The organism is Mesorhizobium sp. WSM3868, from assembly GCF_002294785.1.
Taxonomy (GTDB): Bacteria; Pseudomonadota; Alphaproteobacteria; order Rhizobiales; family Rhizobiaceae; genus Mesorhizobium.
Genome location: NZ_NSGB01000016.1, coordinates 1 through 23,212, shown reverse-complemented (window position 1 = coordinate 23,212; position 23,212 = coordinate 1). Strand labels below are relative to the sequence as shown.

At 63.5% G+C, this 23,212-nt stretch carries 21 protein-coding genes; 9 read left to right on the top strand and 12 right to left on the bottom strand.

The genetic code is table 11. From position 1 onward, the window contains the following. Positions 1–31: 31 nt before the first annotated feature. The 8 genes from CK221_RS22520 to CK221_RS22485 form a co-directional block, all read right to left on the bottom strand. Positions 32–853 (bottom strand): carbohydrate ABC transporter permease, encoded by an 822-nt coding sequence (locus tag CK221_RS22520; protein WP_082953638.1) that lies wholly within the window; start codon positions 851–853, stop codon positions 32–34. Beyond that, complete coding sequence (locus CK221_RS22515) at positions 854–1,792, bottom strand: sugar ABC transporter permease (RefSeq protein ID WP_095779320.1); 939 nt, start codon at positions 1,790–1,792, stop codon at positions 854–856. Then, complete coding sequence (locus CK221_RS22510; protein WP_095779319.1) at positions 1,792–3,129, bottom strand: sugar ABC transporter substrate-binding protein; 1,338 nt, start codon at positions 3,127–3,129, stop codon at positions 1,792–1,794. Before CK221_RS22510 ends, CK221_RS22515 begins: the two co-directional genes overlap by 1 nt. A gap of 62 nt (positions 3,130–3,191) precedes the next feature. Beyond that, positions 3,192–3,851 carry a GntR family transcriptional regulator gene (locus CK221_RS22505; protein WP_095779318.1) on the bottom strand — a complete coding sequence of 220 codons (660 nt, stop codon included), beginning with the start codon at positions 3,849–3,851 and terminating at the stop codon, positions 3,192–3,194. Positions 3,852–3,873: 22 nt separating this feature from the next. After that, the gene (locus tag CK221_RS22500; protein WP_095779384.1) at positions 3,874–4,758 is read right to left on the bottom strand and encodes a dihydrodipicolinate synthase family protein; all 885 of its coding nucleotides are present in this window, start codon (positions 4,756–4,758) and stop codon (positions 3,874–3,876) included. Between the two features lie 100 nt (positions 4,759–4,858). Next, complete coding sequence (gene chrA / locus CK221_RS22495; protein ID WP_095779317.1) at positions 4,859–6,247, bottom strand: chromate efflux transporter; 1,389 nt, start codon at positions 6,245–6,247, stop codon at positions 4,859–4,861. Further along, positions 6,244–7,062, bottom strand: coding sequence for a sulfurtransferase/chromate resistance protein (locus CK221_RS22490; RefSeq protein WP_095779316.1), 819 nt, complete (start codon positions 7,060–7,062; stop codon positions 6,244–6,246). The genes chrA and CK221_RS22490 overlap by 4 nt, the downstream gene beginning before the upstream one ends. Before the next feature lie 166 nt (positions 7,063–7,228). Continuing rightward, a complete protein-coding gene (locus CK221_RS22485) occupies positions 7,229–8,017 on the bottom strand; it encodes a 3-hydroxybutyrate dehydrogenase (RefSeq protein WP_095779315.1) in 789 nt (262 codons plus the stop codon). 217 nt (positions 8,018–8,234) lie between these two features. Here CK221_RS22485 and CK221_RS22480 point away from each other — a divergent pair, with 217 nt between their 5' ends. Further along, positions 8,235–9,017: an acetoacetate decarboxylase gene (locus CK221_RS22480; RefSeq protein WP_095779314.1), complete on the top strand. Its 783-nt coding sequence runs from the start codon at positions 8,235–8,237 to the stop codon at positions 9,015–9,017. Beyond that, the gene (locus CK221_RS22475) at positions 9,010–10,170 is read left to right on the top strand and encodes a patatin-like phospholipase family protein (protein ID WP_095779313.1); all 1,161 of its coding nucleotides are present in this window, start codon (positions 9,010–9,012) and stop codon (positions 10,168–10,170) included. Before CK221_RS22480 ends, CK221_RS22475 begins: the two co-directional genes overlap by 8 nt. Positions 10,171–10,334: 164 nt before the next feature. On the opposite strand, the gene CK221_RS22470 is transcribed toward CK221_RS22475, so the two are convergent. Further along, positions 10,335–10,868, bottom strand: coding sequence for a TetR/AcrR family transcriptional regulator (locus CK221_RS22470; RefSeq protein ID WP_066990416.1), 534 nt, complete (start codon positions 10,866–10,868; stop codon positions 10,335–10,337). A gap of 147 nt (positions 10,869–11,015) precedes the next feature. Here CK221_RS22470 and CK221_RS22465 point away from each other — a divergent pair, with 147 nt between their 5' ends. Next, positions 11,016–12,317 (top strand): efflux RND transporter periplasmic adaptor subunit, encoded by a 1,302-nt coding sequence (locus CK221_RS22465; RefSeq protein WP_095779312.1) that lies wholly within the window; start codon positions 11,016–11,018, stop codon positions 12,315–12,317. Then, a complete protein-coding gene (locus CK221_RS22460; protein ID WP_066990424.1) occupies positions 12,314–15,397 on the top strand; it encodes an efflux RND transporter permease subunit in 3,084 nt (1,027 codons plus the stop codon). Before CK221_RS22465 ends, CK221_RS22460 begins: the two co-directional genes overlap by 4 nt. Before the next feature lie 198 nt (positions 15,398–15,595). On the opposite strand, the gene CK221_RS22455 is transcribed toward CK221_RS22460, so the two are convergent. Beyond that, positions 15,596–16,048 (bottom strand): L,D-transpeptidase, encoded by a 453-nt coding sequence (locus CK221_RS22455; protein ID WP_066990426.1) that lies wholly within the window; start codon positions 16,046–16,048, stop codon positions 15,596–15,598. A gap of 342 nt (positions 16,049–16,390) precedes the next feature. On the opposite strand from CK221_RS22455, the gene CK221_RS22450 reads away from it, so the two are divergent. Beyond that, complete coding sequence (locus CK221_RS22450) at positions 16,391–16,723, top strand: hypothetical protein (protein ID WP_095779311.1); 333 nt, start codon at positions 16,391–16,393, stop codon at positions 16,721–16,723. Between the two features lie 33 nt (positions 16,724–16,756). After that, entirely contained in the window at positions 16,757–16,921 is a 165-nt protein-coding gene (locus CK221_RS22445) for a hypothetical protein (protein ID WP_082953640.1), read from the top strand. Between the two features lie 81 nt (positions 16,922–17,002). On the opposite strand, the gene CK221_RS22440 is transcribed toward CK221_RS22445, so the two are convergent. Beyond that, positions 17,003–17,704: a response regulator transcription factor gene (locus CK221_RS22440; protein ID WP_066990432.1), complete on the bottom strand. Its 702-nt coding sequence runs from the start codon at positions 17,702–17,704 to the stop codon at positions 17,003–17,005. Positions 17,705–17,797: 93 nt separating this feature from the next. Here CK221_RS22440 and CK221_RS22435 point away from each other — a divergent pair, with 93 nt between their 5' ends. Beyond that, positions 17,798–18,526, top strand: coding sequence for a response regulator transcription factor (locus tag CK221_RS22435; RefSeq protein ID WP_245430708.1), 729 nt, complete (start codon positions 17,798–17,800; stop codon positions 18,524–18,526). A gap of 148 nt (positions 18,527–18,674) precedes the next feature. After that, on the top strand, positions 18,675–20,774 hold the full coding sequence (locus tag CK221_RS22430) for a sensor histidine kinase (RefSeq protein WP_170950282.1): 2,100 nt from the start codon (positions 18,675–18,677) through the stop codon (positions 20,772–20,774). A 112-nt stretch (positions 20,775–20,886) separates the two neighbouring features. On the opposite strand, the gene CK221_RS22425 is transcribed toward CK221_RS22430, so the two are convergent. Continuing rightward, positions 20,887–21,297 (bottom strand): hypothetical protein, encoded by a 411-nt coding sequence (locus CK221_RS22425; RefSeq protein ID WP_095779309.1) that lies wholly within the window; start codon positions 21,295–21,297, stop codon positions 20,887–20,889. Positions 21,298–21,717: 420 nt separating this feature from the next. On the opposite strand from CK221_RS22425, the gene CK221_RS22420 reads away from it, so the two are divergent. Continuing rightward, entirely contained in the window at positions 21,718–22,920 is a 1,203-nt protein-coding gene (locus tag CK221_RS22420) for an aromatic ring-hydroxylating dioxygenase subunit alpha (RefSeq protein ID WP_095779308.1), read from the top strand. Positions 22,921–23,212 lie beyond the last annotated feature (292 nt).

The window sequence follows — 23,212 nt, the reverse complement described above, 5'->3', positions numbered from 1 at the left end:
ATCTCCGAAAGAATGAAAGCGGATCAGGCGCTCAGCCACCCTTGACCGCGCCGGCGGTCAGCCCGGCGACGATCTGCCGTTGCGCGAACATGGTCAGCACCAGCACCGGCAGCGTCACCACGAGCGCGGCGGCGGCGAGCGGCCCCCAGCTCACCTGCTCGTAGGACAACATGTTGTAGACCGCGACCGGCAGTGTCCGCGTCTCGCGGCTGGCGAGCACGACGCCGAAGACGAAGTTGTTCCACGAGAAGATGATCGACAGGATGAAGGCGACGACGATGCCGGGCTTGGCGATCGGCAGCGCGACCAGGCGAAACACCTGCCACGAACTGGCGCCGTCGATGTTGGCGGCCTCCTCCAATTCCATCGGCGTCGTCTCGAAATAGCCGATCATCACCCAGACCACGATCGGCACCGTCACCACCAGATGGATGATGATCTGCGGCCAGAGCGTGCCGAGGATGCCCAGCCACTGAAACAGGAGGAACAGCGGGATGAGATAGGAAAGCCCGGGCGTCATGCGGGCGATCATGATTACGATCGCCGAGCGTTCCGCCTTGAGCCTGGCGATGCCATAGCCGGCCGGCACTCCGATCAGCAGCGCCAGCAGCGTCGCCGTGCCGGTCACCAGCACCGAGTTCCACAGATAGAGCAGGAAATTGTTCTCCTCGAACACCTTTGCGTAGTTCGACCAGGCGAAGCGCTCCGGGATCAGGATCGGCGGATAGGCGCCGTTGTCGATCTCGAACTTCAGCGACAGCGAGATCATCCAGAGGAAGAACAGGATCGCCGGCGAGACCAGCACCAGCGCCGCGAAGAACAGGCCTATCTTGTTGAGCAGCCGCGAGCTCACCTATTTGCCCTCCGTGTCGACCCATTGCGAGCGCTGGCGCAACATCAGGAGGATGAAGGACAGGGCCACGATGACGATGAAGAACACCACCGCCATGGCCGAGCCGTAGCCCATGTCGTAATAGGAGAAGGCGGTGTTGTAGAGATAGATGTTGATTGTTTCCGATGCCGTGCCCGGCCCACCTTGGGTCATCGCGTAGATGATATCGAAGCTCTTGAGCGCATCGATCGTGCGGATGATGACCGCGATCATCAGAAACGGCGCGATCATCGGCAAGGTGAGGTAGCGGAACTGCTGCCAGGCATTGGCGCCGTCGATCTCGGCGCTTTCGAACGGCTCGCGCGGCACGGATGCCAGCCCACCCAGCACGATCAGCATCACCAGCGGCGTCCACTGCCAGGTCTCCACCGCGACCAGCGAAGGAATGACGGTGTTGGCGTTGAAGATCCACTCCTGCGCCGGAATGCCGACCAGCGACAGGAGATAGTTGAGCACGCCGAGCTGCGGATGGAACATCATGGTCCAGACCAATGCCACGGCGACGGGTGTGGCCATCATCGGCATCACGAAGACGCCGCGCAGCAGGCCGCGCAAGGCAAACCTGGCGTCGAAAATGAGCGCGGCGACGGTACCGAAAAACATCGGCGCGACCACCGACAGGAAAGTATAGATCAAGGTATGCCAGAGCGATTCCCAAAACCGCGGATCGCTCGCCAGGCGCATATAATTTTCCATCCCGGCAAAGCTTCGCGATTGGCCGAGCGTCCAGCTGTTGACGCTCATCCACAACGTGAAGGCCCAGGGAAAGACGATCACGGCGCCGACGACGACGAGCGCAGGAATGACGAAAGGCCAGTAGTTTGGAGCCAGCCGGATCGGCTGGCTCTCTTCGACGGCTTGCGCCGTTACCCCTGCGCGTTCCGGGGCGATGGCGGACATCAGCCTTGCTCACTCCTGTCGAGAACCGGCTGGAACTGCTCGGTGGCCTTCTTCAGTTCGTCGGCGGGATCTGCGCCGGCAATCATGTTGGTCAGCGCCACGCCATAGATGTCCCGGAACTCGGTGACCGGGATGATGACCGGCAGCGCCAGCCGGCTGATATTGCCTGAGCCGACCACCGCATCCAGCCAGCTCGGCGGCATGGTGACGCCTTCGCGCACCTTGGGGTCTTCCAGCACCGACTTGCGGAACGGCACGCCGGCGCCGGCCTGCAGCAGGCGCGCGCCCATGGCCGGAGAGACCGCCCACTGGCAGAACAGATAGGCCGCTTCCTTCTTCGCGCTGGCGGACGTGACACCGATGCCGTCGCCGAACGTGCCTGCGGCATGCGCCTTGGGACCCTTCGGCATGACGCCATAGCCGACCTTGCCGACGACGCGCGATTTTTCCGGATTTTCCATTGGCGGCGCGAAGCCCACGCCATCGAACCACATGCCGATCTTGCCCTGCAGGAAGGCGGATTGCGCCTCGGCCCAGTTGAAGCCGGTGACGCCGGGAGGCGCGGCCTTGGTCATCAGCCGCTGGTAGAGGGCGGCAGCCTCGATCGCCTCCGGCGAGGTGGTGCGCAGCTTGCCGTCGCTGCCGAGCGGCGTCATGTCGTAGCCGAGCATCAGCGACGTCCATACCGGCGTGTTGGCGTTCTTGAGACCGCGTGCGACGAAACCGAAGGTGTTGCTTGAGGGATCCGTCAGTGCTTCAGCGGCGGCCACCAGCTGCTCGAAGCTCTCGGGATATTTTATACCCTTGGCGTCGAACAGCTCCTTGTTCCAGTAGAGGATCCAGTAGTCGACCGAGAATGGCAGCGAGCGCAGCACGCCCTGGCCGTCCTTGGCGAACTGGATGCCCGCCTCGGCGAAGTCGCTTTCGGTCAGGCCTGGATCGGTGAGGCCCGGATCGGCAACGAAGCCGGAAATGTCGGCCAGCCAGCCGCCCTTCTCGAACTGGCGCTTCTGCACATGGTAGCTCAGATGCACGACGTCGAAGCTCGGCTTGCCAGAGCTGAGTTCGATCACCGTCTTCTGGCGCTGCTGCTGTTCGGGTGTCGCCTCGGCATTGACCTTGATGCCGGTCAGCTCCTCGAACTCCGCGAGATTCTTCAGGATGGTGTCGCTGCGCGGGCTCTTGACCAGGTTGACGTCGAGCGTCGTGCCGGCAAAGCGCTTCCAGTCGACGCCCGCGGCGAAGCTCGGACGAAGACCGACGAGGCCGGTGGCGGCGAGAGCCGCGGTTCCCTGGAGCAGCTGCCTTCTGGTTGGACTGAATGGATTGGACGACATTTCTTCCTCCCGGTTGTCGTTGTCGATTTACGCCACGACGATTGCGGCGCGGTTTTGCTTCCTCAAATCTGCAGCGCCAGCCGGCGCGCATTGTCGATGTGCTGGCTGATCGCCTCGACCGCCACCTGCGGATCGCGTTTCTCCAGGGCCTCGATCACCGCAAGATGCTCGCGCATGACCGGCACGACGCGACCGTCGATGCGGAACCGCTCCTGATGGATGAGCCGGATCTTCACCGAATTTACCAGATAGGCCTTGGCGATGATCTCGTTGCCCAGCGCGCTGATGAAGGTGTCATGCATAGCCCAGTCGATGTTCTGGGCCTTGGCTTCCATTTCGGGGGTCGGGGTCTGCGCCAGCGCTTGGGCGAGCATGTCCTCGTGCTCGCGCCTGAGACCCGCAATCTCGGCGTCGGACGCGTTGACGGCAAACAGCGCGACCGCCTCGCGCTCCATGAACAGGCGGAACTGGAAAGCCTCGCGGATCAGGCTGATGTCGATATGCGCGATCTGCATGCCGCGTTGCGGTATGGTGGTCAGCAGTCCCTCGGCCTCGAGCCGCGGCACGATCTCGCGGATGGCTCCGAGCGGCAGGCCGGTGAAGGCGACCAGCTCGCGCTGCGAAACGAACTGGCCGGGCCTGAGGTCGCGGGCCAGCAGATGCCGCGTGAAGCTGGCATAGGCCTTCTCCCTGAGGGTTGCCGGTTCGCTCGTGTCGTCCATGCCGATCAGCGCCCTCCCCGGTTCAGGCTGCCTGTATCGCAAACAGCCTGTCGTAAGCGGCGCCAAGCTGCTGCCGTTCCTGCAAGGCTACCGGCACGAGCGGCGGCCGAACCGTCAGCCAGCGTTCGTCGCCGGTTTGGCGCGCCACCATGGCCTTCACCGCCGGGATGACCGGATGCCGGAGCAGTTCGAGGACGAAGCTTTCCACGCGGGAGTCGTCGCGTCCGCTCTCGATCATGGCGCGCAGTTCGCCGGCGGCGAAATTGGCCATGCCGGAAATCGCGCCCTGGCCGCCGATCCGCACCGCCGGCGCCAGATGCCGTTCGTCGCCGATGAGGATGATCAGGTCGCCATGCGCCTTGAGCAGCGCTTCGCTGTAGCGCCAGTCTCCACCGGAATCCTTGACCCCGGCGACCACGCCCGGATACGCCTTGCGAAGCCGGCCGATCAGGTCGAGCGACAGCTGCACCGTCGTGACCGAGGGGATGTTGTAGAGCAGCATGCCGCGGGCCAGCGGACCGAGCGCGGCGAACACGGCGCCGAACCAGCCGAACAACCCATCGTCACCGACATTCTTGAAATAGCTCGGCGGCGCCAGAAGGACGTTGCGGGCGCCGCGCTGCAACGCCTGGCGGCACTGCTCGGCAGCGTCCTCCGCCGCATCGACCAGCACGCCTGCAACGAGTTGGTCGGCGGATATGCCCGCCGCAAGCATGGCATCGATGACCGCCAGCCGCTCCGCCGTACCGACGGAAGCGCCTTCGCCGGTGGTGCCGAACAGCGTTACGCTGCTGCAGCCAGCATCGAGACAGGCCTTAGCATGCTCGGTTATCACCGGAACGGCGATCCGCCCGGCTGCATCAAAGGGCGTTGTGAGCGCAACCGACAGACCAAAGCGCGAACCCACCTGCAATTCTCCATTCATCAATCCGCGGGCAGACGTAGCATACTGACATGTTAGTTGTAAACATAGCTCTCGATCACGCTTGGCTGCGGCTGGAAACAATTCACAATGCCTGTAGAGCCAGTCCCGCCAGCGCGGATGCCGCGAGCGTCGGCAGCATGCCGGCCTTCAGCCTGAGCATGGCGACCATCGCCGCCGCCGACAGCAGCGCCGCGCGCCAGTCGAGCGAGGAAACGACCGGAACCTCGACGCCCCAGCCGACGCTCTCGACTTTGCCGAAGACGACATGCAGCGCGAACCACAGCGCAAGGTTCATCACCACGCCGACGACCGCTGCCGTGATAGCACCGAGCGCCGCCGACAACGCCTTGTTCTGCCGCAGCTGCTCGATGTAAGGCGCTCCGAGGAATATCCAGAAGAAGCAGGGCGCAAAGGTAGCCCAGAGCGTCAGCGCCGCCCCAAGCGACCCTGCAAGCAGAGGGGCTAGCGTGCCCGCATGGCGATAGGCGGCGGCGAAGCCGACGAATTGCAGCACCAGGATCAGCGGTCCGGGCGTCGTCTCGGCAAGCCCGAGCCCGTCGACCATTTCTCCGGGCGAAAGCCAGCCGAACGAGGTCACCGCGGCTTGCGCGACATAGGCCAGAACCGCATAGGCTCCGCCGAAGGTGACGACCGCCATCAGGCTGAAGAAGCCGCCGATCTGCGCCCACACGCTCCCCGGCCCTGCCAACACCGCGATCAGCGCCACCGGTCCGAGCCAGACCGGCAGCCAGATGGCGATGGTCCGGGCCGCGTGCCATTTGGTCGGCACGGTGTGGCCGAGCTCGCCGCGCTCGAACATCAGGTCGACCACGCCGCCTCTGTCGGCGGCGGCGTTGCCCTTGCCGTGTGCCGAGCCCGAAAACAGCCCTGGTGCAAAGCGATTGCCGACCCAGCCAATGAGTCCCGCCGCAAGCACGATCAGCGGAAACGGCAGCTTGAGGACATAGATGGCGAGAAAGGCCGCCACCGCGATGGCCACCATGACCCGGTTCTTCAGCGCCCGCTTGCCGATGCGGATCACCGCTTCGACGACGACCGCCAGCACCGCCGCCTTGATGCCGAAGAACAGCGCCTCGATGACCGGCGCGTCGTTATAGAGCATGTAGAAACTGCTCAGGGCAAGCATGACCAGTGCTCCCGGGAGCACGAACAATGTCCCGGCGACGAGGCCGCCGGCCGTCCGGTGCAGCAGCCAGCCGATATAGACGGCAAGCTGCTGCGCCTCGGGACCCGGAAGAAGCATGCAGTAGTTCAGAGCATGCAGGAACCGCTCCTCGCCGATCCAGCGGCGCTCCTCGACCAGTTCCTTGTGCATCAGGGCGATCTGCCCGGCCGGCCCGCCGAAAGAGAGCAGGCCGATCTTGGCCCACAGCCGCGTCGCATCACTGAAGGTCGGCACAGCCGGGACATCGGCCGGCTGCGCGGCGCTGTCCTTGGCAAGCACTGTCATTGTTGCTTACCCCCCGCCGGCCAGTTATGCGTCTCGTCCGTGGCGTCGCGGCACCAGCGGAAGAAAGCGTCATAGAGCAGCATGCCGGCTTCGAGCTGTTCCAGGTCGTCGCGGAACATGCGCGACAGGCCGAGCGACGCGGCGAGGAACCCGGCAGCCTGCGGCACCAGGTCGAGACGCGCTGTATCCGCGCCGCGCACGATCAGCGCCAGACGATCGAGCGCCTCGGTGCGCAGGCCGAACTCCTCGATCATCGTGTCGAAGGTGCAATGATCGCCGCGATGGCTCCAGAACACGCCTTCGATGTCGAAGGGCACCGCGGCGAAGCGGTCCGCGACCAGGGGCACCTCGGCCGGGTCGACGAACAGGAACACGGCGCCAGGATCGACAAATCGTCGGATCAGCCAGGGGCAGGCGATGCGATCGACCTTCGGCCGGGAACGTGTGACCCATACGGTGCGACCCTTCCCGTCGCGGGGCGGAATGGCGTCGGCCGCGACTAACGGCGCCTTGGCGGCGGCCCAGGCCGCGAAACCGCCTTCCAACGATTCCGCCGGAATGCCCTCGTGGCGCAGCCACGCGGCAACGCCTTGCGAGAGCTTCTCTCCGCGCTGGCAGATGACCACGATCTTGGATCCGGAGAAGTCGGCCGCCCAGGTCGAGACGGTTCTGAAGTCGCGCCGGTAAGAAGCCGGCAGCAGCCGCGGATCGGCTTGAAAGTCGTCGTCGATGCGTACGTCGACGACGCGAGGTGCATCCGGCAGGCCGACGAGTCGGGCAAGCTGCGGCACTGTGATCTGAGTTGTTGACGGCATGGCGTCCACCTCCTGAACGAAGAGAGTTTGGACGCGATCGTTGGGCTGACGCCTCACGGGGTCGTCGCGGGGAACCCCTTAGCCAGGATGCTGGAACGCTCCCCCACGATTGTCAAGAATTCTTGTCGAGGAAGGCGCGGCCCCGCACCTTCTTTGGAAGCTCCACCTACTGCGCCGTCCAGCCGCCATCCATCGGCAGGGTTGTGCCGGTCATCTGCTTGGCCGCATCCGAGCACAGGAACAGCGCCAGTGCCGCCAGTTCCTCAACGCTGACGAACTCCTTGGTCGGCTGCGCGGCAAGCAGCACATCGTGCTTGACCTGTTCCTCGGTCATGCCACGCGCCTTCATCGTGTCGGGGATCTGCTTCTCGACCAGCGGCGTCCAGACATATCCGGGCGCGATCGCATTGACGGTGATGCCATCCTGCGCGACTTCCAGCGCCACCGTCTTGGTCAGGCCGGCAATGCCGTGCTTGGCCGAGACATAGGCCGACTTGAACGGCGAGGCGACCAGCGCATGCGCCGAGGCCGTGTTGATGATGCGGCCCCATTTGCGGCTCTTCATGCCCGGCAGCACCGCCTTGATGGCATAGAAGGCGGCAAGCAGGTTGATGCGGATGATTGCTTCCCACTTGTCGTCGGGGAACTCGTCGATCGGCGCGACATGCTGGATGCCGGCATTGTTGACCAGGATGTCGAGGCTGCCGAACGCCTCCTCGGCCTCGCGGATCATGGCGGTGACCGCCGCGCCGTCCATCATGTTGGCGCCGGAGTAGCGGCACTTGACGCCGAAATCCCTCTCGATGCCGGCGCGCTCCTTTTCGATCGCCGCGGCATCGCCCAGGCCGTTGATGGTGACGTTGGCGCCCTCGGCGGCAAAGGCGCGGGCGATTGCAAGGCCGATGCCGCTGGTCGAGCCAGTGACGAGCGCATTCTTGGAAGAAAGGGAACCCATGGCAGATCTCGCACGTGGAGGGAGGGACTGTTGACCACATAGTTTGTGCGCCGCAACATAACAATGCCATGCCCGTATTTCGGCGCGATTACAATGTTGTGATGCAGTTCGAGCGACAGGAAGCTGGCGGTCCTAGGGCGTACATGGCACTGTCATGGTGCCGTGCAACATAATCCCCTGTGCGAGCCGCGTGTGTCATTCCTGAAGGGTGAACAGCTTGGAAATCGCCGAAGTCGTGAAGCGCGCCTATGCGATGCCGCTTACCAACCCTTCTTTTCCGCCAGGCCCCTACCGTTTCTTCGACCGCGAATACATCATCATCACCTACCGCACGACGCGCGAGGCGCTGGAAGCCGTCGTGCCGAAGCCACTCGAGATCGATGAGCCGCTGGTCAAGTATGAGTTCATCCGCATGCCGGATTCGACCGGCTTCGGCGACTATACCGAGACCGGTCAGGTGATCCCCGTGCGCTTCGGCGGACAACATGGCGGCTATGTCCATTCCATGTATCTCGACGACGACGCGCCGATCGCCGGCGGCCGCGAGCTCTGGGGATTCCCGAAGAAGCTGGCCAGCCCCAAGATCGTGCATGAGGGCGAGGTCGTGGTCGGCACCCTCCACTATGGCAGCGTGCTCTGCGCCACCGGCACCATGGGCTACAAGCACCGCGAGGCCGACCACGACCAGGTGCTCGCCTCGCTCGCCGCGCCAAACTTTCTGTTCAAGGTCATCCCGCATGTCGACGGCAGCACGCGCATCTGCGAGCTGGTCCGTTACTACCTCACCGACGTGACGCTGAAGGAAGCCTGGACGGCGCCGGCCGCGCTCGACCTTCGGCCGCATGTCACGGCCGACGTCGCCAAGCTGCCGGTACTGGAGGTGGTTTCGGCCGTCCACTTCACCGCCGATCTGACGCTCGGACTGGGCGAGGTCGTTCACGACTATCTCGCCGGCCGGTCCGCGACCAGCGCAATCCAGCCGGAGAAGGCTCGTGCTTGAACGCACCCCAAAAACGGCGGCAGCCGCCACCATCGAGGAAATAACGGCGCAATACGACCGCATCGCCCTGGTGTTCCAGGGGGGCGGCGCGCTGGGCGCTTATCAGGCCGGTGTCTATCAGGCGCTGTCCGACGCCGGCTGCGAGCCGACCTGGCTGTCCGGCGTCTCGATCGGCGCGATCAACGCATCGATCATCGCCGGCAACGAGCCGAGCCGGCGCCTGCAGCGGCTGGAGCAGTTCTGGCAGACGGTCTCGGGCCGCAAGATCTGGGCCTATACGCCCGAAGGCGACATCTATCGCGACATCCGCAACCGCACTTCTTCGTGGATGACGATGACTATGGGCCAGCCCGGCTTCTTCAAGCCACGCCATCCCAATCCCTGGTTCCAGCTGCCGGGGGCGGAAGGCGCTACCAGCTTCTACGACACCGCCGAGCTGAAGGACACGCTGGAAAGCCTGATCGACTTCGACATTCTGAACGACGGCAAAAAGCGGCTGAGTGTCGGCGCCGTCAATGTCAGGACCGGCAACTTCGTCTATTTCGACACCGACAAGGTGCGCATCGGACCGGAGCACATCATGGCGAGCGGCGCGCTGCCGCCGGCCTTCCCCTCGATCCGCATCGAGGGCGAGTACTACTGGGACGGCGGCATCGTCTCCAACACGCCGCTGCAATATCTGCTCGACCAAGAAGAGGACCGCACCTCGCTGGTCTTCCAGGTCGATCTGTTCAGCGCTCGCGGCGTGCTGCCGCGCGGCATGGCCGACGTGCTGTCGCGTCACAAGGACATCATGTATTCCAGCCGCACGCGCCAGAACACCGACAATTTCCAGCGCATCCATGCGCTGAAGATGAAGCTGCTCGATGCACTGAAGCGCGTTCCGCCGGAATTTCTGATAGAGGGCGAGAAGGAATTGATTGCCGACTATTCCGACGCCGGCGTGGTCAACATCGTCCACCTGATCTACCAGCACAAAGGCTACGAAGGCCACGCCAAGGACTATGAGTTCTCGGGGACCTCGATGCGCGAGCACTGGGAGATGGGCCTCGAGGACACCGAACGGACGCTGCGCCACAAGCAGTGGCTGATGCTGCCGACCAATGTCGAAGGCGTCGCCATCCACGACCTGCATCGCGAAGACCCGACCTGATATCTTTCATTCGGCAACTATGACCACGCCGTCGGAAAAATCCGGCGGTCTTTTTGCGTACCGGTGAGCGCTCGCTCCACGCACTGGATACAAATGAAGAGAGCGCCGCGAAAGGCGCCGTCTTTGTCTCAGCGTCTTTGCCGCCGCTGATGTGAGCCTGCGACCTATCCGGCTATCTTGAGAAGCGAGGAAACCAGGAGCTTGTGCTCCTGCTGCGACAGCACGTCTGAATCGAAAAGATTCATGCTGCGCAGCCCCTCGATGGCGAGGAAACAAACCAGCAGCGAGCCGAGGTCGTCCGTTTCCCCCTTCAGCCGTTCGAACAGCTGCCGCTTGAAGGCTTTGATCGGCGTCAGGAATTCCGGATCCTCGGCGATCGCGGAGAACATCCAGGAGGCCGAAGGTTTCGGCTTCTCGCAATCATCGGCCGAGAGCCGTATGTAGGCCGCGAGCGCGCTTTCATCGCTTGCCTCGGCCGTGCGTTCTTCGAGCGCTTGCTCGAAAGCATTGAGGTAATTCTCGACCAGCCCCTGCATCAGCTTGGCCTTGGTCGGGAAATTGTAGAGCAGACCGCCCTTCGACACGCCGGCCCGATTGGCGATGGCGTCGAGCGACAGGCTTCCCGGGCCCGCCTCGCGCGCCACGTCGGCTGCCGCTGCAAGTATCCTGTCGCGCGAGTTTGCCCTGCGAGCTTTCATCACGCCTTCCCTTACATTAGGCCTTGTGGAATTGACAAGACCGTCCAGACGGTACAGTAAGGCGCCCGCAATTTGAAATCGGGATTTATCGTCGATATGTGTCCCGGCAATTGACGTTGCCGGTTGCCGGCTCGAGGGGAACTATCCGTGAAGCGCTTCTTCATCATCACCGGAATTCTGCTGCTGCTCGCCGTGGTGTGCGCCGGCATCGTCGGCTTCAACCTGTTTCGCGACAATGCGATCAAGCAGTTTTTCGCCACCATGAAACCGCCGGCGGCGACAGTGTCGACCATCGTGGCGAAGCCTTCGAACTGGACGCCCGGCGTCGAGGCGATCGGCACCGTCAACGCCGTGCGCGGCGTCGACCTGACCGTCGAGACGGCCGGCATCGTCAAGGACATCCTCTTCCACGCCAACCAGAAGGTCGCGGCCGACGCTGTGCTTCTGCAGCTCGACGATGCTGTCGAGAAGGCCGATCTGGTGGCGCAGAAGGCTCAGGCCGCATCCGACCAGGCGGCGCTGACCCGCGCGCTGGAATTGCAGCGGCGTGGCGTCGGCACCGACGCTACGCTTGATGCCGCGCGCGCGGCGGCGACCGCATCGGCCGCGCAAGTGAACAAGCTGCAAGCCGTGCTCGACCAAAAGCAACTCGCAGCTCCCTTCACCGGGACGGTCGGCATTCCTAAGATCGATATCGGCCAGTATCTGGCGCCCGGCAACTCAGTCGTCACGATCCAGGATCTGGACACGATGCGGGTCGACTTCACCGTGCCCGAACAGCAGCTGCCGCTGCTGAAGATCGGCCAGACGGTGCGGATCGGCAGCAATGCTGCCGACATGTCCTTTGCCGGCTCGATCCGCGGCATCGATCCCAAGATCGACCCGGCAAGCCGGCTGGTGTCGATCCGCGGCGAGGTCGCCAACCCGGAGGGCAAGCTGACCCCGGGCCAGTTCGTGCAAATCCGCGTCGAGTTGCCGGAGGAAAGCAACGTCATCTCGGTGCCGCAGACGGCGGTGACCTCGAGCCTCTACGGCGACTATGTCTTCGTGGTGGTGCCGCCCAAGCCCGCTGAGGCCGGCGCTGCCGCGCCAGCAAAACCGGAAGACCAGAAGTCCGGCGCGGAGAAGCCTGCCGGCGATGCAGCCAAGCCGCAAGCCGATGCCTCGAAGCCGGTCTCCGATACGGCAAACGCCGCCGACAGAGCTGCGAAGCCGGCTGAGAACGCTCAAAAGCCGGCCGAAACCGGGCAACAGCCGGCACTCGTTCTGTCGCAGGTCTTCGTCAAGCTCGGCCGCCGCAACAACGGCATGGTCGAGATCGTCGAAGGCCTGAAGGCTGGTGACCAGGTCGTGACCGCCGGTCAGAACCGGCTCTTCAACGGCATGTCCGTTGCGGTCGACAACACCGTTGATCCCAGCAAATCGGCAAACAAGCAGGTTCAGCAATGAGCTTTTCCGATATCTTCATTCGCCGCCCCGTCCTCTCGACGGTGCTGGCCTGCATGATCCTGCTCCTGGGTTTCCAGGCCATCTTCAACCTGTCGATCCGCCAGTATCCGAAGGTTGACGAGACGGCGATCACCATCACCACGGCCTATCCCGGAGCCAGCGCCGACCTGATTCAGGGCTTCATCTCCGCGCCGATCGCGCGCGCCGTCGCCTCGACGGAAAACATCGACTACGTCACCTCGTCGAGCCGCCCGTCTTCGAGCACGGTGACCGTCCAGATGAAGCTCGGCTCCAATCCCGATGTTGCGTTGACCGAGGTGCTGTCCAAGGTTCAGGGCGTGCGCGGCACCTTGCCGGATGCCGCCAAGGATCCGGTGATCGTCAAGGGCACCGGCCAGCAGTTCGCGATGATGTATATTTCGATGCAGAATCCGAACATGACGAAGGAGCAGCTGACCGAGTACATCGAGCGCGTCGTGCGGCCGCGCATCTCGACGGTGGAAGGAGTCGCCGACGTCCAGATCTTCGGCGCCGAGGAATATTCGATGCGGGTCTGGATCGACCCGGTCAGGCTCGCAGCCCGCGGCGCCACGGCCGCCGACGTGCTGACTGCGATCAACAATTCCAATTTCCTGTCCGCGCCCGGCAACACACAGAACGAGTATGTGGTTTCCTCGATCGCGGTTCACTCGACCCTGCAGACGCCGGAAGCCTTCGCGCAGCTCCCCATCCGCTCGACCGACGGCCAGGTGGTGCGGCTGCGCGATGTGGCTCGGGTCGAGCTTGGCGCCGCCAGCACCGACACGAGGGTGAGCTTCAACGGCAAGCCGGGCACCTTCCTGGCCATCTTCCCAACGCCTGCCGCCAATCCGCTGACGACGGCCGAGGCGATCCACAAGATCGTGCCGGTGATCCAGGATACGTTGCCGAAGGGCATGACGATCGAGATCGTCTACGATTCCACCGAGCAGATCAGCGCCTCGATCGAGGAGGTGTTCAAGACCATCGGTGAGGCTGTCGCCATCGTCATTCTCGTCATCCTGCTCTTCCTCGGATCCTTCCGCTCGGTGATGATGCCGATCGTGACCATCCCTCTGTCGCTGATCGGCGTCTGTTTCATTCTGTTTGCGGTAGGCTATTCGATCAACCTTCTGTCGCTGCTTGCCATGGTGCTGGCGATCGGCCTTGTCGTCGACGACGCCATCGTGGTGGTGGAGAACATCCACCGCCATATGGAGGAAGACGGCATGTCGCCGATGCAGGCGGCCTTCAACGGCATGCGCGAGATCTTCTCGGCAATCGTCGCCATGACCATTACGCTGGCCGCCGTGTTTGCGCCGCTTGCCTTCACCGGCGGTCTGACCGGCGCGCTGTTCCGCGAGTTCGCGGTCACGTTGGCCGGCTCCGTGGTGCTGTCCGGCCTGATTGCGGTGACCATCACGCCGATGATGTCGGCTCGCCTCTTGAAGGCTGGCGCGCACGGCCGCTTCCAGCGCATCGTCGACGGCACCTTCAGCCGTGTCGAGCGTGTCTACGAGCGGGCCGTGACCGCTTCGCTCAGAAACAGGCCGGTTACCTTTATCATCGTCGTCGCGCTGGTCGCGCTCACCGGCTTCATGTTCACCAAGACCTCGACCGAACTGGCGCCGGAGGAAGACCAGGGCTTCCTGCTTTCCATCGTAACCGCCCCGCGCTACGCGACCTCGGACTACACCGAGACCTACGTCAACCAGATCCTCGGTCTTGTTAAGGACATTCCGGAAACGCGGGCGCAGTTCTCGGCGGTCGCCTTCGGCGGCGCCACCAACGGCGCCTTTGTCGGCTTTGCCTTCAAGGACTGGGCCGAACGGCAGCGCAGCTCGAAGGAGATCCAGGCCGACATCACCGGTCGCTTGGCCAAGGTCGCCGGCGTCGAGGCTTTCGTCTTCGCGCCGCCGACGCTGCCCGGCTCGGGCGGCGGCCTGCCGATCTCGATGGTGGTTCGCTCGACCGGCGATCCCTCGGAAGTCTTCGACCAGGCCGAGAAGATCAAGAACAAGGCGCAGGCTTCAGGCCGCTTCATCGTCGTGCAGAACTCGATGTCCTATGACGCGCCGCAGGTCACCGTCACCATCGACCGCGAGCGCGCAGCGGCGCTGAACCTGCCCATCGCCGACATCGGCAACACGCTGACGCTGCTGGTCGGCGGCGCCGAAGTGGCGCAGTTCGATCGCGACTCCAACAGCTATGACATCATCCCACAGGTGCCGCAGGAGTTCCGCGACAATCCGGCGAAGCTCGGCGAGTATTTCGTGCGCAGCGTCGACGGCAAGATGGTGCCGCTGTCGGCGGTGGTGCATATCTCGACCAACGCCTCGCCGGCAGCGATCGAGCAGTTCAACCAGCTGAACTCGGCCACCATCTCCGCCCTGCCCTTGCCCGGCGTGACCACCGGCGACGGATTGAAAGTGCTGGAGGATCTGGCCAGGGAAACGCTGCCCGACACCTTCTTCATCGACTATTCCGGCCAATCGCGGCAGGAAAAGGAGCAGGGCAACACCATCCTGATCGCCTTCGCGGCCGCCGTGATCGTGATCTACTTGGTTCTGGCCGCTCAGTTCGAGAGCTTCCGCGATCCGCTGATCATCATGATGGCGGTGCCGCTTTCGATCTTCGGTGCCATCGTGCCGCTCAATATCGGCCTCGGAACGCTCAACATCTACACGCAGGTCGGACTGATCACCCTGATCGGCCTCATCACCAAGCACGGCATCCTTTTGGTGGAATTCGCCAACCAGCAGCGCGAAATCCATGGCATGCGGCGCCGCGATGCCATCATCGCCTCGGCCAAGGTGCGCCTGCGGCCGATCCTGATGACGACGGCCGCGATGGCGCTCGGCGTCGTGCCGCTGATCATCTCCAGCGGCGCCGGCGCCGCGGCGCGCTACTCGATGGGCCTCGTCATCTTCACCGGCATTCTGGTCGGCACGATGTTCACGCTGTTCGTCGTGCCCATGTTCTACACCTTCATCGCCAGCAAGGATCTGCCGCATCTCGCCGAGAAGCCCGATCCGAAGCTGATGCCGGCGCTGCCCACCTGAAGCAATCCAGGACTGCTCCAAAAACAAAAAGAGGCCGGAAAATCCCGGCCTCTTTTTTAGGCGGTCGCCCCACGGCTTCGGCGCCAGAGCAATTCCAGGAAAAGTGTGGAACGGTTGCTCAGCGACTTCGCCTGGCCTTCCGTCCGGAATTGCGTCGAACCTGGCTTGAAGGCGGCAATCCGCCCGCTACTTGACCCGTTACTTTACGATGAGGATGCTGGTGTTGCCCGGGCCGAAGGCCTCGACGAGCTGATAGAAGTCGGCCGCGGCATCGGGATGCAGGCGTACGCAGCCATGCGAGGCTGGCCGGCCAAGATGCTTGATGGCATAGGTCGCATGCACCGCATAGCCGCCGCTGAAGAAGACCGAATGCGGCATCGGCGCATTGTCGTATTTCTTCGAATACCACATCTCATGCATGCGGGTCGGCTTGAATGACCCTGTCGGCGTGATGTGCCCCCTGTCGCCCGTCGACACTTTCCAGGTGAACGTCGGCCGGCCGTCGACCGTGACTTCCATGATCTGCTGCGACAGCGAAACCCGGGCGACGAGCTGGTTGGCATGAGCGGCGTTGCTGCCGAAGAGCAGAGCCGCGCCGGTGAGCGCGGCGGCGGTGACGTGGATGAGCTTGGCTGAAATGGCGGTATGCATGACGATCCCTCTCTCTCTTATGCCGGTCGGGCCGGCTGCAATTTCGATGGATCGTCTTATCGCGATCACCTGTTTCAGGCCTATTTCGCTTAATATGCGTTAATGTTTCGAATTCGTTTCTCTAAGTTAACGGCCTAATTCCAGAGAACACACTCCCTTAGACCGGCTGCCGGCAATACCAAGCAGGCCGAAACCGGCGGGCAAAGCGTATATGGCTTTGATATGAAAGCCTTTCTCCTAATCTCGAAACCGAATTGCAACAAAGCGCGACTTGCGCGGCATGATGCGGATACAGGCCCGCGGCAATGTCGAGGTCACGGGAACAGACATCAGCAAACGAAAATGGGCAGGAAATCGAAAGTTCGCACCTGGTTTCTCAGGATCGGCGTCTCGGCAGTCATCCTCGGTGCTGTCGGCTCTGTCGCCGGGAACCCTGTGACGGCGCTTGGCGCCATGAATTCCGGCGAGGTTTCGACACTGCACACTGCACTGTTCATCGCCACGGTCTGGATCATCTCCAGCCTGCGCGTCAACCGGCTGAGGGCCCTCTGGCGGGTCGGTCTTCGGCTGATAGGGATGCGCGGCCCCTCCGGCTACTTGCTGCCGAGAGGACCGAAGGCCCGCGCCGCAGCGGGGGGCTCCGTAAGCGGCGCGGGCGCTTCGGGAGTCTCCTGAAGCATCGACGACTATCGAATTGGGGATTGAGTTATGAAGACGAAATTTGCCGCTTCGGTGCTGTCCGCACTGCTTTATGCCCAGGGGCTGCTTGGCTTTGCCGCGCTTGCAACGGTGCTGCTCAAGGAGCGCGCCCACGCCGAGATCGCCGCCAGCGCCGAATTGCCGTCTGGCCCCTCGATCCTCGTGGTGCGCTAGGCACCGGCGTCGGATCCAAAAGTGCGAAGCGGTTTTGGAAATCCGATGCAAGATCGAGGAAAAGACCTGGTGGCCCTCGCCTCAGTCGGTGCGCGGCGTCGGCGGATCGAACCGGTAACCGGCACCCCTGATCGTGGTGATGGTCTCCGTATCGAGCTTACGGCGCAGCCTCACGATGCGCGAATCGATCGAGCGGTCGAAAGCGTCGGCATTCTCGGCGGGCGCGGCGGCAATGATGTCGTCGCGCGTCAGCACCTTTCGCGGGCTCGCCAGAAACAATCTCAACAGCGCCACCTGCCCCGGCGACAGCTGATCCTCGGCGCCGGAACGATGCATGACCATGGCCGACCTCAAGTCGACGGTCGCATTCTCCAGCACGATCAGTTCCTGGGGGTTGCGGCCGCGCCGCGTCAGCAGGCGGCCGATGCGCGCCGCCAGCTCGCGCACATTGAGCGGGCTTTCGATCACGTCGGCTGCGCCGAGCTCCAGCGCCAGCACCTTGTCGACGAGATCGGCGGGCCGGCAGATCAGGATGAAGTCGCAGCCACCCTCGCCGCCCCCGCCTTGGCTACTATAGCGCTTGAGCAGTTCGCGCCCCTCCGCCTGGGTCACGTCGTCACCGACGACCACCACGTCGATGCCGCCTGCCGAAAGCAGCGACTCCGCCTCCCAGGGCTGGCGCGCCTGACGCACGTCGTGCCCGCGCCGCTCGAGATGGTCGGCCAGGTCGCCGGCCACCACTTCGGCAACGGACACAAGCGCGACGACGGATCGTGCTGCCATTTTCTCCACTCCGCCACGGACAACTCGAGATGAGCGCTGGACATCATGTTTATACCCAATCTACTTTCCGCTGAAAGCGGGAGCGAGACCATTGTGAAGGCGCGCATCATTGTCGTCGAGGACGAGCCGGATCTGAGGGAAGCGGTCGCCGAGTATCTCGGCGCCAGCGGCTATGACGTTGCCACGGCCGAGAATGCCGCGGCGGCGCGCAGCCTGCTCGAGGCGCAACCCTTCCACCTCGCCATCCTCGACATCGCCATGCCCGGCGAGGACGGCTTGTCGCTCGGCCGCTGGCTGCGCTCCAAGACGCAGATCGGCATCATCTACGCCACCGCCGCCGGCACCGCGCTCGACCGCATCGTCGGCCTGGAGCTCGGCGCCGACGACTACATCGTCAAGCCCTATGAGTTGCGCGAAGTGCTGGCGAGGGTCCGCAGTGTGCTGCGCCGCGTGCCGCAGCCGGTTGCCCCGCAGGCCACGAAGACCGAGGCCGGCACGCGCCGCTTCATGAATTTCGGCAGCTTCCAGGCCGATTTCGACGGCAGGCTGGTGACCGGCGCCAATGGCGCGGTCATCGAGATGGCCAAGAGCGAGTTCGACGTGCTGGAAGTTTTCCTCACCCGCGCCAACCGGCTTTTGACGCGGGCGGCGATCTCGGAGGCGATCGGCTTCGTGGAAGACCCGGAATCGTCGCGCGCTGTCGACATCCGCATCATGCGTCTGAGAAAGAAGATCGAGGCGGACCCCGCCAATCCTAAATTCCTGCGCACGGTTCGTGGCGAGGGCTATATCTTCTCGCTGCCGGCTGGCGACGGCAACTGACTCCGGCGCCGCGCACCTTCCGGATACGCAATTGACGCTGTAGCATTCCGGTCCGGCGCATGACCCCAGAAAATTCGTCGTCGATTTTCGGGCTTGTGTGCTGGATTTCATGGTTTACCGATATGGCCCCGGAGATTGACGTTCGACGATGACAGCTGAGGCCGCACGGACAGAGATGCACGGCTCCCGCCAGGGCGCCGCGATGGCGGCCGTCCATGTCGTTCGCCGCTTGCGCGAAGCAGGCGACTGGCAGCGCGAGATGGACAGCATACTGGAGGCACTGTGCCGTTCGTTGGACTGCCAGCGCGGCATTCTCTTCCGTTTGCGCGAGTTGCCGGGCGAGGGCTTCGCCCAGTCCGTGGCCTCCTATTGGATCGACCCTGCTTTTGGCGGCGAGCTCGCATCGCCTACCGTGATCATGCAGTCGATCATCAACTCCGATCCGCTCCTGGAGCAGTTGCAGGAGGATGAGCGCCAGGGCAAGGTCTTCGCCGGCCACACGCGCGACCTCGATGGTTTCCTGCGGGCCGACTTCGAGAAGCAGAACATAAAATCCTTCATTTCGGTGTCGGTCTTCGCCCACGGCCATCTCTGGGGCACTCTGGCGGTCAATGACTGCGCGGCCGAACGCGAATGGACGGATGAAGAGGAGGCGACGCTTCACATCATCGCGCTCGCCATCGGCGACGCCATCGAGCGCTCGCCCTCAGAGGCGCATGCCAGCGAGGTTATCCGCCGCACCATGCTGCAGGCTTCGCTCGACGCCATCATCGTCATCGACGAGGCCGGCTCCATCATCGAATTCAATCCGGCCGCCGAGAAGATGTTCGGCTTCAAGCGCAGCGACATCCTCGGCAAGGATCTGATCGACACGATCGTGCCGCATTATTACCGCAAGGGTTATTCGTCGGGCGCCGAGTACATGGCCGGACGGGGCGCGCCGATGGTTGGCCAGCGGCTGGAGACAGTGACCCAGAACGCGGCCGGCGAGATCTTTCCGATCGAGCTGACCGCGACGGAGATGCGGGTTGCCGACCGCCGGCTCATCTTCGGCTCGATCCGCGACCTGCGCGAGAAGCTGCACGCCGAAGAAGAGATCAACCGCCAGCGCGAGAAGCTGCACCAGAATGAGAAGATGGCGGCAATGGGCTCGCTGCTCGCCGGCGTCTCGCATGAGCTCAACAACCCGCTGGCGGTTGTGGTCGCGCAATCGACCCTGCTGCATGAATTCGCGGCCGACCCGCAGACCAAGGTGCGCGCCGAAAAGGTGCGCGCGGCCGCCGAACGCTGCGGGCGCATCGTCAAGAGCTTCCTGTCGATGGTGCGCCTGCATCCGACCGAGCAGGCCGAAACCGACCTCAACCAGGTGATGCGCTCGGCGCTCGAAGTGACCGCCTATGGTGCGCGCTCCAGCGGCATCATCATCGACACCGACTTCGCCAACGGCCCGCTGCTCGCCATGGCCGACGCCGACCATGTCACGCAGGTCGCGGCCAACTTCCTCATCAACAGCCAACATGCGCTGGCCGGCATCACCGGCGAGCGGCGCATCAAAGTGCGGACCTTTCGCAGCGAGCGCGGCAATCCCGGCTTCTCGGTCGAGGACAACGGACCCGGCATTCCCGATGCGATCCGCTCACGCATTTTCGAATCCTACTTCACCACCAAGCCGGTCGGCGTCGGTACCGGCATCGGCCTGTCGATCTCGAAATCGATCGTCGAGCGTCACAACGGCAACATCTGGTTCGAAGAGGTGCAGCCGCACGGCGCACGCTTCGTCGTCCAGTTGCCGGCGATTGTCGGCAATGCGGCAAAGGCCGGCGAGGGTCCGGCGCGGTCGAGCGGGCTGCGCCATGCGCTGATCATCGACGACGAGCCCGACGTCGCCGGTTCGCTGTCCGACATATTGGAGCTCATGGGGCTCAAGTCGCGTCTCGTGCCAAGCTGGACGTCCGCCGGCGAGGTGCTGAGCGGGCAGATGCCGCCGGACATCGTGTTTTCCGACCTGCGCATGCCGGGCACCAGCGGCATATCGATCTACCGTGAATTGCTGGCCGAACGGCCGGGGCTGGCGCAGCGTTTCGTGCTGGTCACCGGCGACCTCATCGGCGCCAAGGCCGAGATTGAGGCACTGCCGCCGCAGCAGCGGCCGCAGATCCTGGAGAAGCCCTTCTCGACGCTCGACGTCCGCGGCATCCTTGCGACCGTTGCCGATGTCGCGGCGGCCGACAACGGCGCCGATATCTGAAATCGCTCCCTCTGCGGCTTCACCTGGATATCGTCGGATTCGAAAAAAGAGGCTCCCGACCGACTTTGCGGCGGGAGCCTGACTGGAGCGCGGAGGGTGCGCTCAGGGGAGCCTAAAACACGTTCGGGGTGTCGGTCAGCGGCGCGGCATTGGCGATCATACGCACAGCTCGGGCCCGTTGCTGACCGGACTGCTCGGCAATGGCACGCAGGCATTCGGCGTTCTCGGCGCCCCAGCTCTGCCCTTTGCAGGCGAATTCGACTTGCGACTGCGGCAGGCGCGCGGTTTTGAGCGTCGTCGGCGCGCCCTCCACGACATTGGCCGGAGGATTGATCGAGGCAAAAGCGGGACCCGCGGCTGGCGCAAGCACCATGCTGGCGAAGGCGGCAACACCCAGCAGCATGAACATCGCCATCGGATGGTCGCTGGCGCGCTGGCGCAACGCCAGCTTCGGACGGCGATCATTGCGCTCGGGACCGTAAGAGCGGCGGCTGGCATCGGCGATCCGAACTTTAGCAAACATCGGCTGTTCCCTTCGTTATCTTTCTTTTTTCCTTGAAACGAACTTAACCGCACCACGTAACAGCCGAATGATAGGGCGCGATGGCCCATGTAACAGGACTGAAACGGGGATCGTTCTGTTCCTTTTGCTCCTGTCGGATGCGGCGGACTGTAACCGACCTCACACAGGCGCAGAATTGGCATGGCTCTCGCGATCGTCCGATGCGCGAAGCGCGTCGAAACGGTGCCCTCACAAACTGCGGATCCGAAGCTGGAACCGCCGTGTTGCACTCCTGGTTAAGGCTCGGATTTTCCGGGATTTTCTTGGCTCGGATGACTGTAAGCCGGTCGCCATGATATTTCCATATTTTCACAAGCCATTGCATTTTAATGGAAAATATGCTTTTATTGAATGAGCATTCAACAAAACGAGAGCATTCTTATGAACCCGCACCTGCGTGACGTGGCCATCCCCAACGATTGGGACCGGCGGGGTCTGCCGGGGTGGAGTTACCACTCCAACGCCCTTCTCGAGCTTGAGAAGGAATACGTCTTCCGCAATCACTGGCAGATCGCCGGCCATGTCTCCGACGTGCCAAATCCGGGCGACTATCTGACCATGGACGTCATTGGCGAGCGGGCGCTGGTCGTGCGCGGCAAGGACGGCGTCGTGCGTGCCTTCAACAACATGTGCCGTCATCGCGGCAGCCGCGTCGTCGCCGACAGCCAGGGCACCTGCAAGAACGCGCTGATCTGCCCGTTCCACGGCTGGGTCTACAATCTCGACGGCACGCTGCGGGGGGCTGCCCGTCCGCGCTCCTTCCCGGAACTCGACAAGACCGAGTTCGGGCTGATGCCGCTCGATCTCGAAGTCTGGATGGGCTTCATCTTCATCCGCTTCCGCAACGGTGGCCCGCAGCCTTCCGTGGCTGAACTCTTGAAGCCGATCGAGGCGGAGATCGCCCATTACAATGTTGCCGACATGGTGCCGTGCTTGGGCATCTGGACCCAGAAATCACCGGTCAACTGGAAATCGGTGCGCGACGTCGACAATGAGGGCTATCACGTCGCCATGGCGCATCCGGCGCTGCAGGACCTCTACGGCGCGACCTATTTCGACGAACCCTTCGTCAACGGCGTGTCGCGGTCCTTCGCCACCTACAACCCGCATGCCGGGCGGCGCTGGAGCGTCAACCAGTACATCAAAATAGCGCCCGAGCCGACGCACCTGCCGGAGCATCTGCGCAAAGCCTGGATCTATTACGGCATCTTCCCCAACAACGCGCTGTCGATCATGCCGGAATCGGTGCAGTTCTATCAGGAGTTCCCGCTGTCCACCGGCGAGACGCTGCTGCGCGGCGCGATCTATCGCTACAAGGACGAGACGCGGGAGCAGGCGGCGGCGCGCTACCTTGCCTACCGCATCGACCGCGACACCATGAACGAGGATGTCCAGCTCTCCGTCTGGTCGAACGAATCCATGCTCTCCGAGGCGTTCGGGGGCTTCTACCTCTCCGACCTCGAATATGGCGTGCGCACCCACCACGGCCATCTGCGCAGGCAGGTGCCGGTGCTGAACTTGGAGACCGCACCGGAGGAAAAGGACATGTGGGGATTGAACGACGCGCTGCGGTCGAAGGGGTGAGCGTCTTCCCTTCTCCCTGTTACACGGGGAGAAGGTGCCCGAAGGGCGGGGCAGTGCAAGCGCCTCACAATTGGCTCTGGCTCCCGAACCTCAGGCAGCGTCTGAACTAAATCGCGCAAGCTGGCGCTGCCCCTCACCCGCCGGCTACACTCCCCGTAGAACGGCAGGGCTATCGCATATGAGTAAAGAGTTCATAGAAGAAGTCTTTGCTCCAATTGGCCCTGCGCATCTTGCTGGCGATTGGTTTGTCGAGGGGATGGGCAGCCAAGATGTTTTGGGCGAGCCTGCGGAT

Excerpts from the sequence above, each read along its gene's own strand:
- CK221_RS22515 (WP_095779320.1), bottom strand. The coding sequence starts at position 1,792 with ATGTCCGCCATCGCCCCGGAACGCGCAGGGGTAACGGCGCAAGCCGTC.
- CK221_RS22510 (WP_095779319.1), bottom strand. The coding sequence starts at position 3,129 with ATGTCGTCCAATCCATTCAGTCCAACCAGAAGGCAGCTGCTCCAGGGA.
- CK221_RS22505 (WP_095779318.1), bottom strand. The coding sequence starts at position 3,851 with ATGGACGACACGAGCGAACCGGCAACCCTCAGGGAGAAGGCCTATGCC.
- chrA (WP_095779317.1), bottom strand. The coding sequence starts at position 6,247 with ATGACAGTGCTTGCCAAGGACAGCGCCGCGCAGCCGGCCGATGTCCCG.
- CK221_RS22490 (WP_095779316.1), bottom strand. The coding sequence starts at position 7,062 with ATGCCGTCAACAACTCAGATCACAGTGCCGCAGCTTGCCCGACTCGTC.
- CK221_RS22485 (WP_095779315.1), bottom strand. The coding sequence starts at position 8,017 with ATGGGTTCCCTTTCTTCCAAGAATGCGCTCGTCACTGGCTCGACCAGC.
- CK221_RS22470 (WP_066990416.1), bottom strand. The coding sequence starts at position 10,868 with ATGAAAGCTCGCAGGGCAAACTCGCGCGACAGGATACTTGCAGCGGCA.
- CK221_RS22460 (WP_066990424.1), top strand. The coding sequence starts at position 12,314 with ATGAGCTTTTCCGATATCTTCATTCGCCGCCCCGTCCTCTCGACGGTG.
- CK221_RS22455 (WP_066990426.1), bottom strand. The coding sequence starts at position 16,048 with ATGCATACCGCCATTTCAGCCAAGCTCATCCACGTCACCGCCGCCGCG.
- CK221_RS22450 (WP_095779311.1), top strand. The coding sequence starts at position 16,391 with ATGGGCAGGAAATCGAAAGTTCGCACCTGGTTTCTCAGGATCGGCGTC.
- CK221_RS22445 (WP_082953640.1), top strand. The coding sequence starts at position 16,757 with ATGAAGACGAAATTTGCCGCTTCGGTGCTGTCCGCACTGCTTTATGCC.
- CK221_RS22440 (WP_066990432.1), bottom strand. The coding sequence starts at position 17,704 with ATGGCAGCACGATCCGTCGTCGCGCTTGTGTCCGTTGCCGAAGTGGTG.
- CK221_RS22430 (WP_170950282.1), top strand. The coding sequence starts at position 18,675 with ATGACAGCTGAGGCCGCACGGACAGAGATGCACGGCTCCCGCCAGGGC.
- CK221_RS22425 (WP_095779309.1), bottom strand. The coding sequence starts at position 21,297 with ATGTTTGCTAAAGTTCGGATCGCCGATGCCAGCCGCCGCTCTTACGGT.
- CK221_RS22420 (WP_095779308.1), top strand. The coding sequence starts at position 21,718 with ATGAACCCGCACCTGCGTGACGTGGCCATCCCCAACGATTGGGACCGG.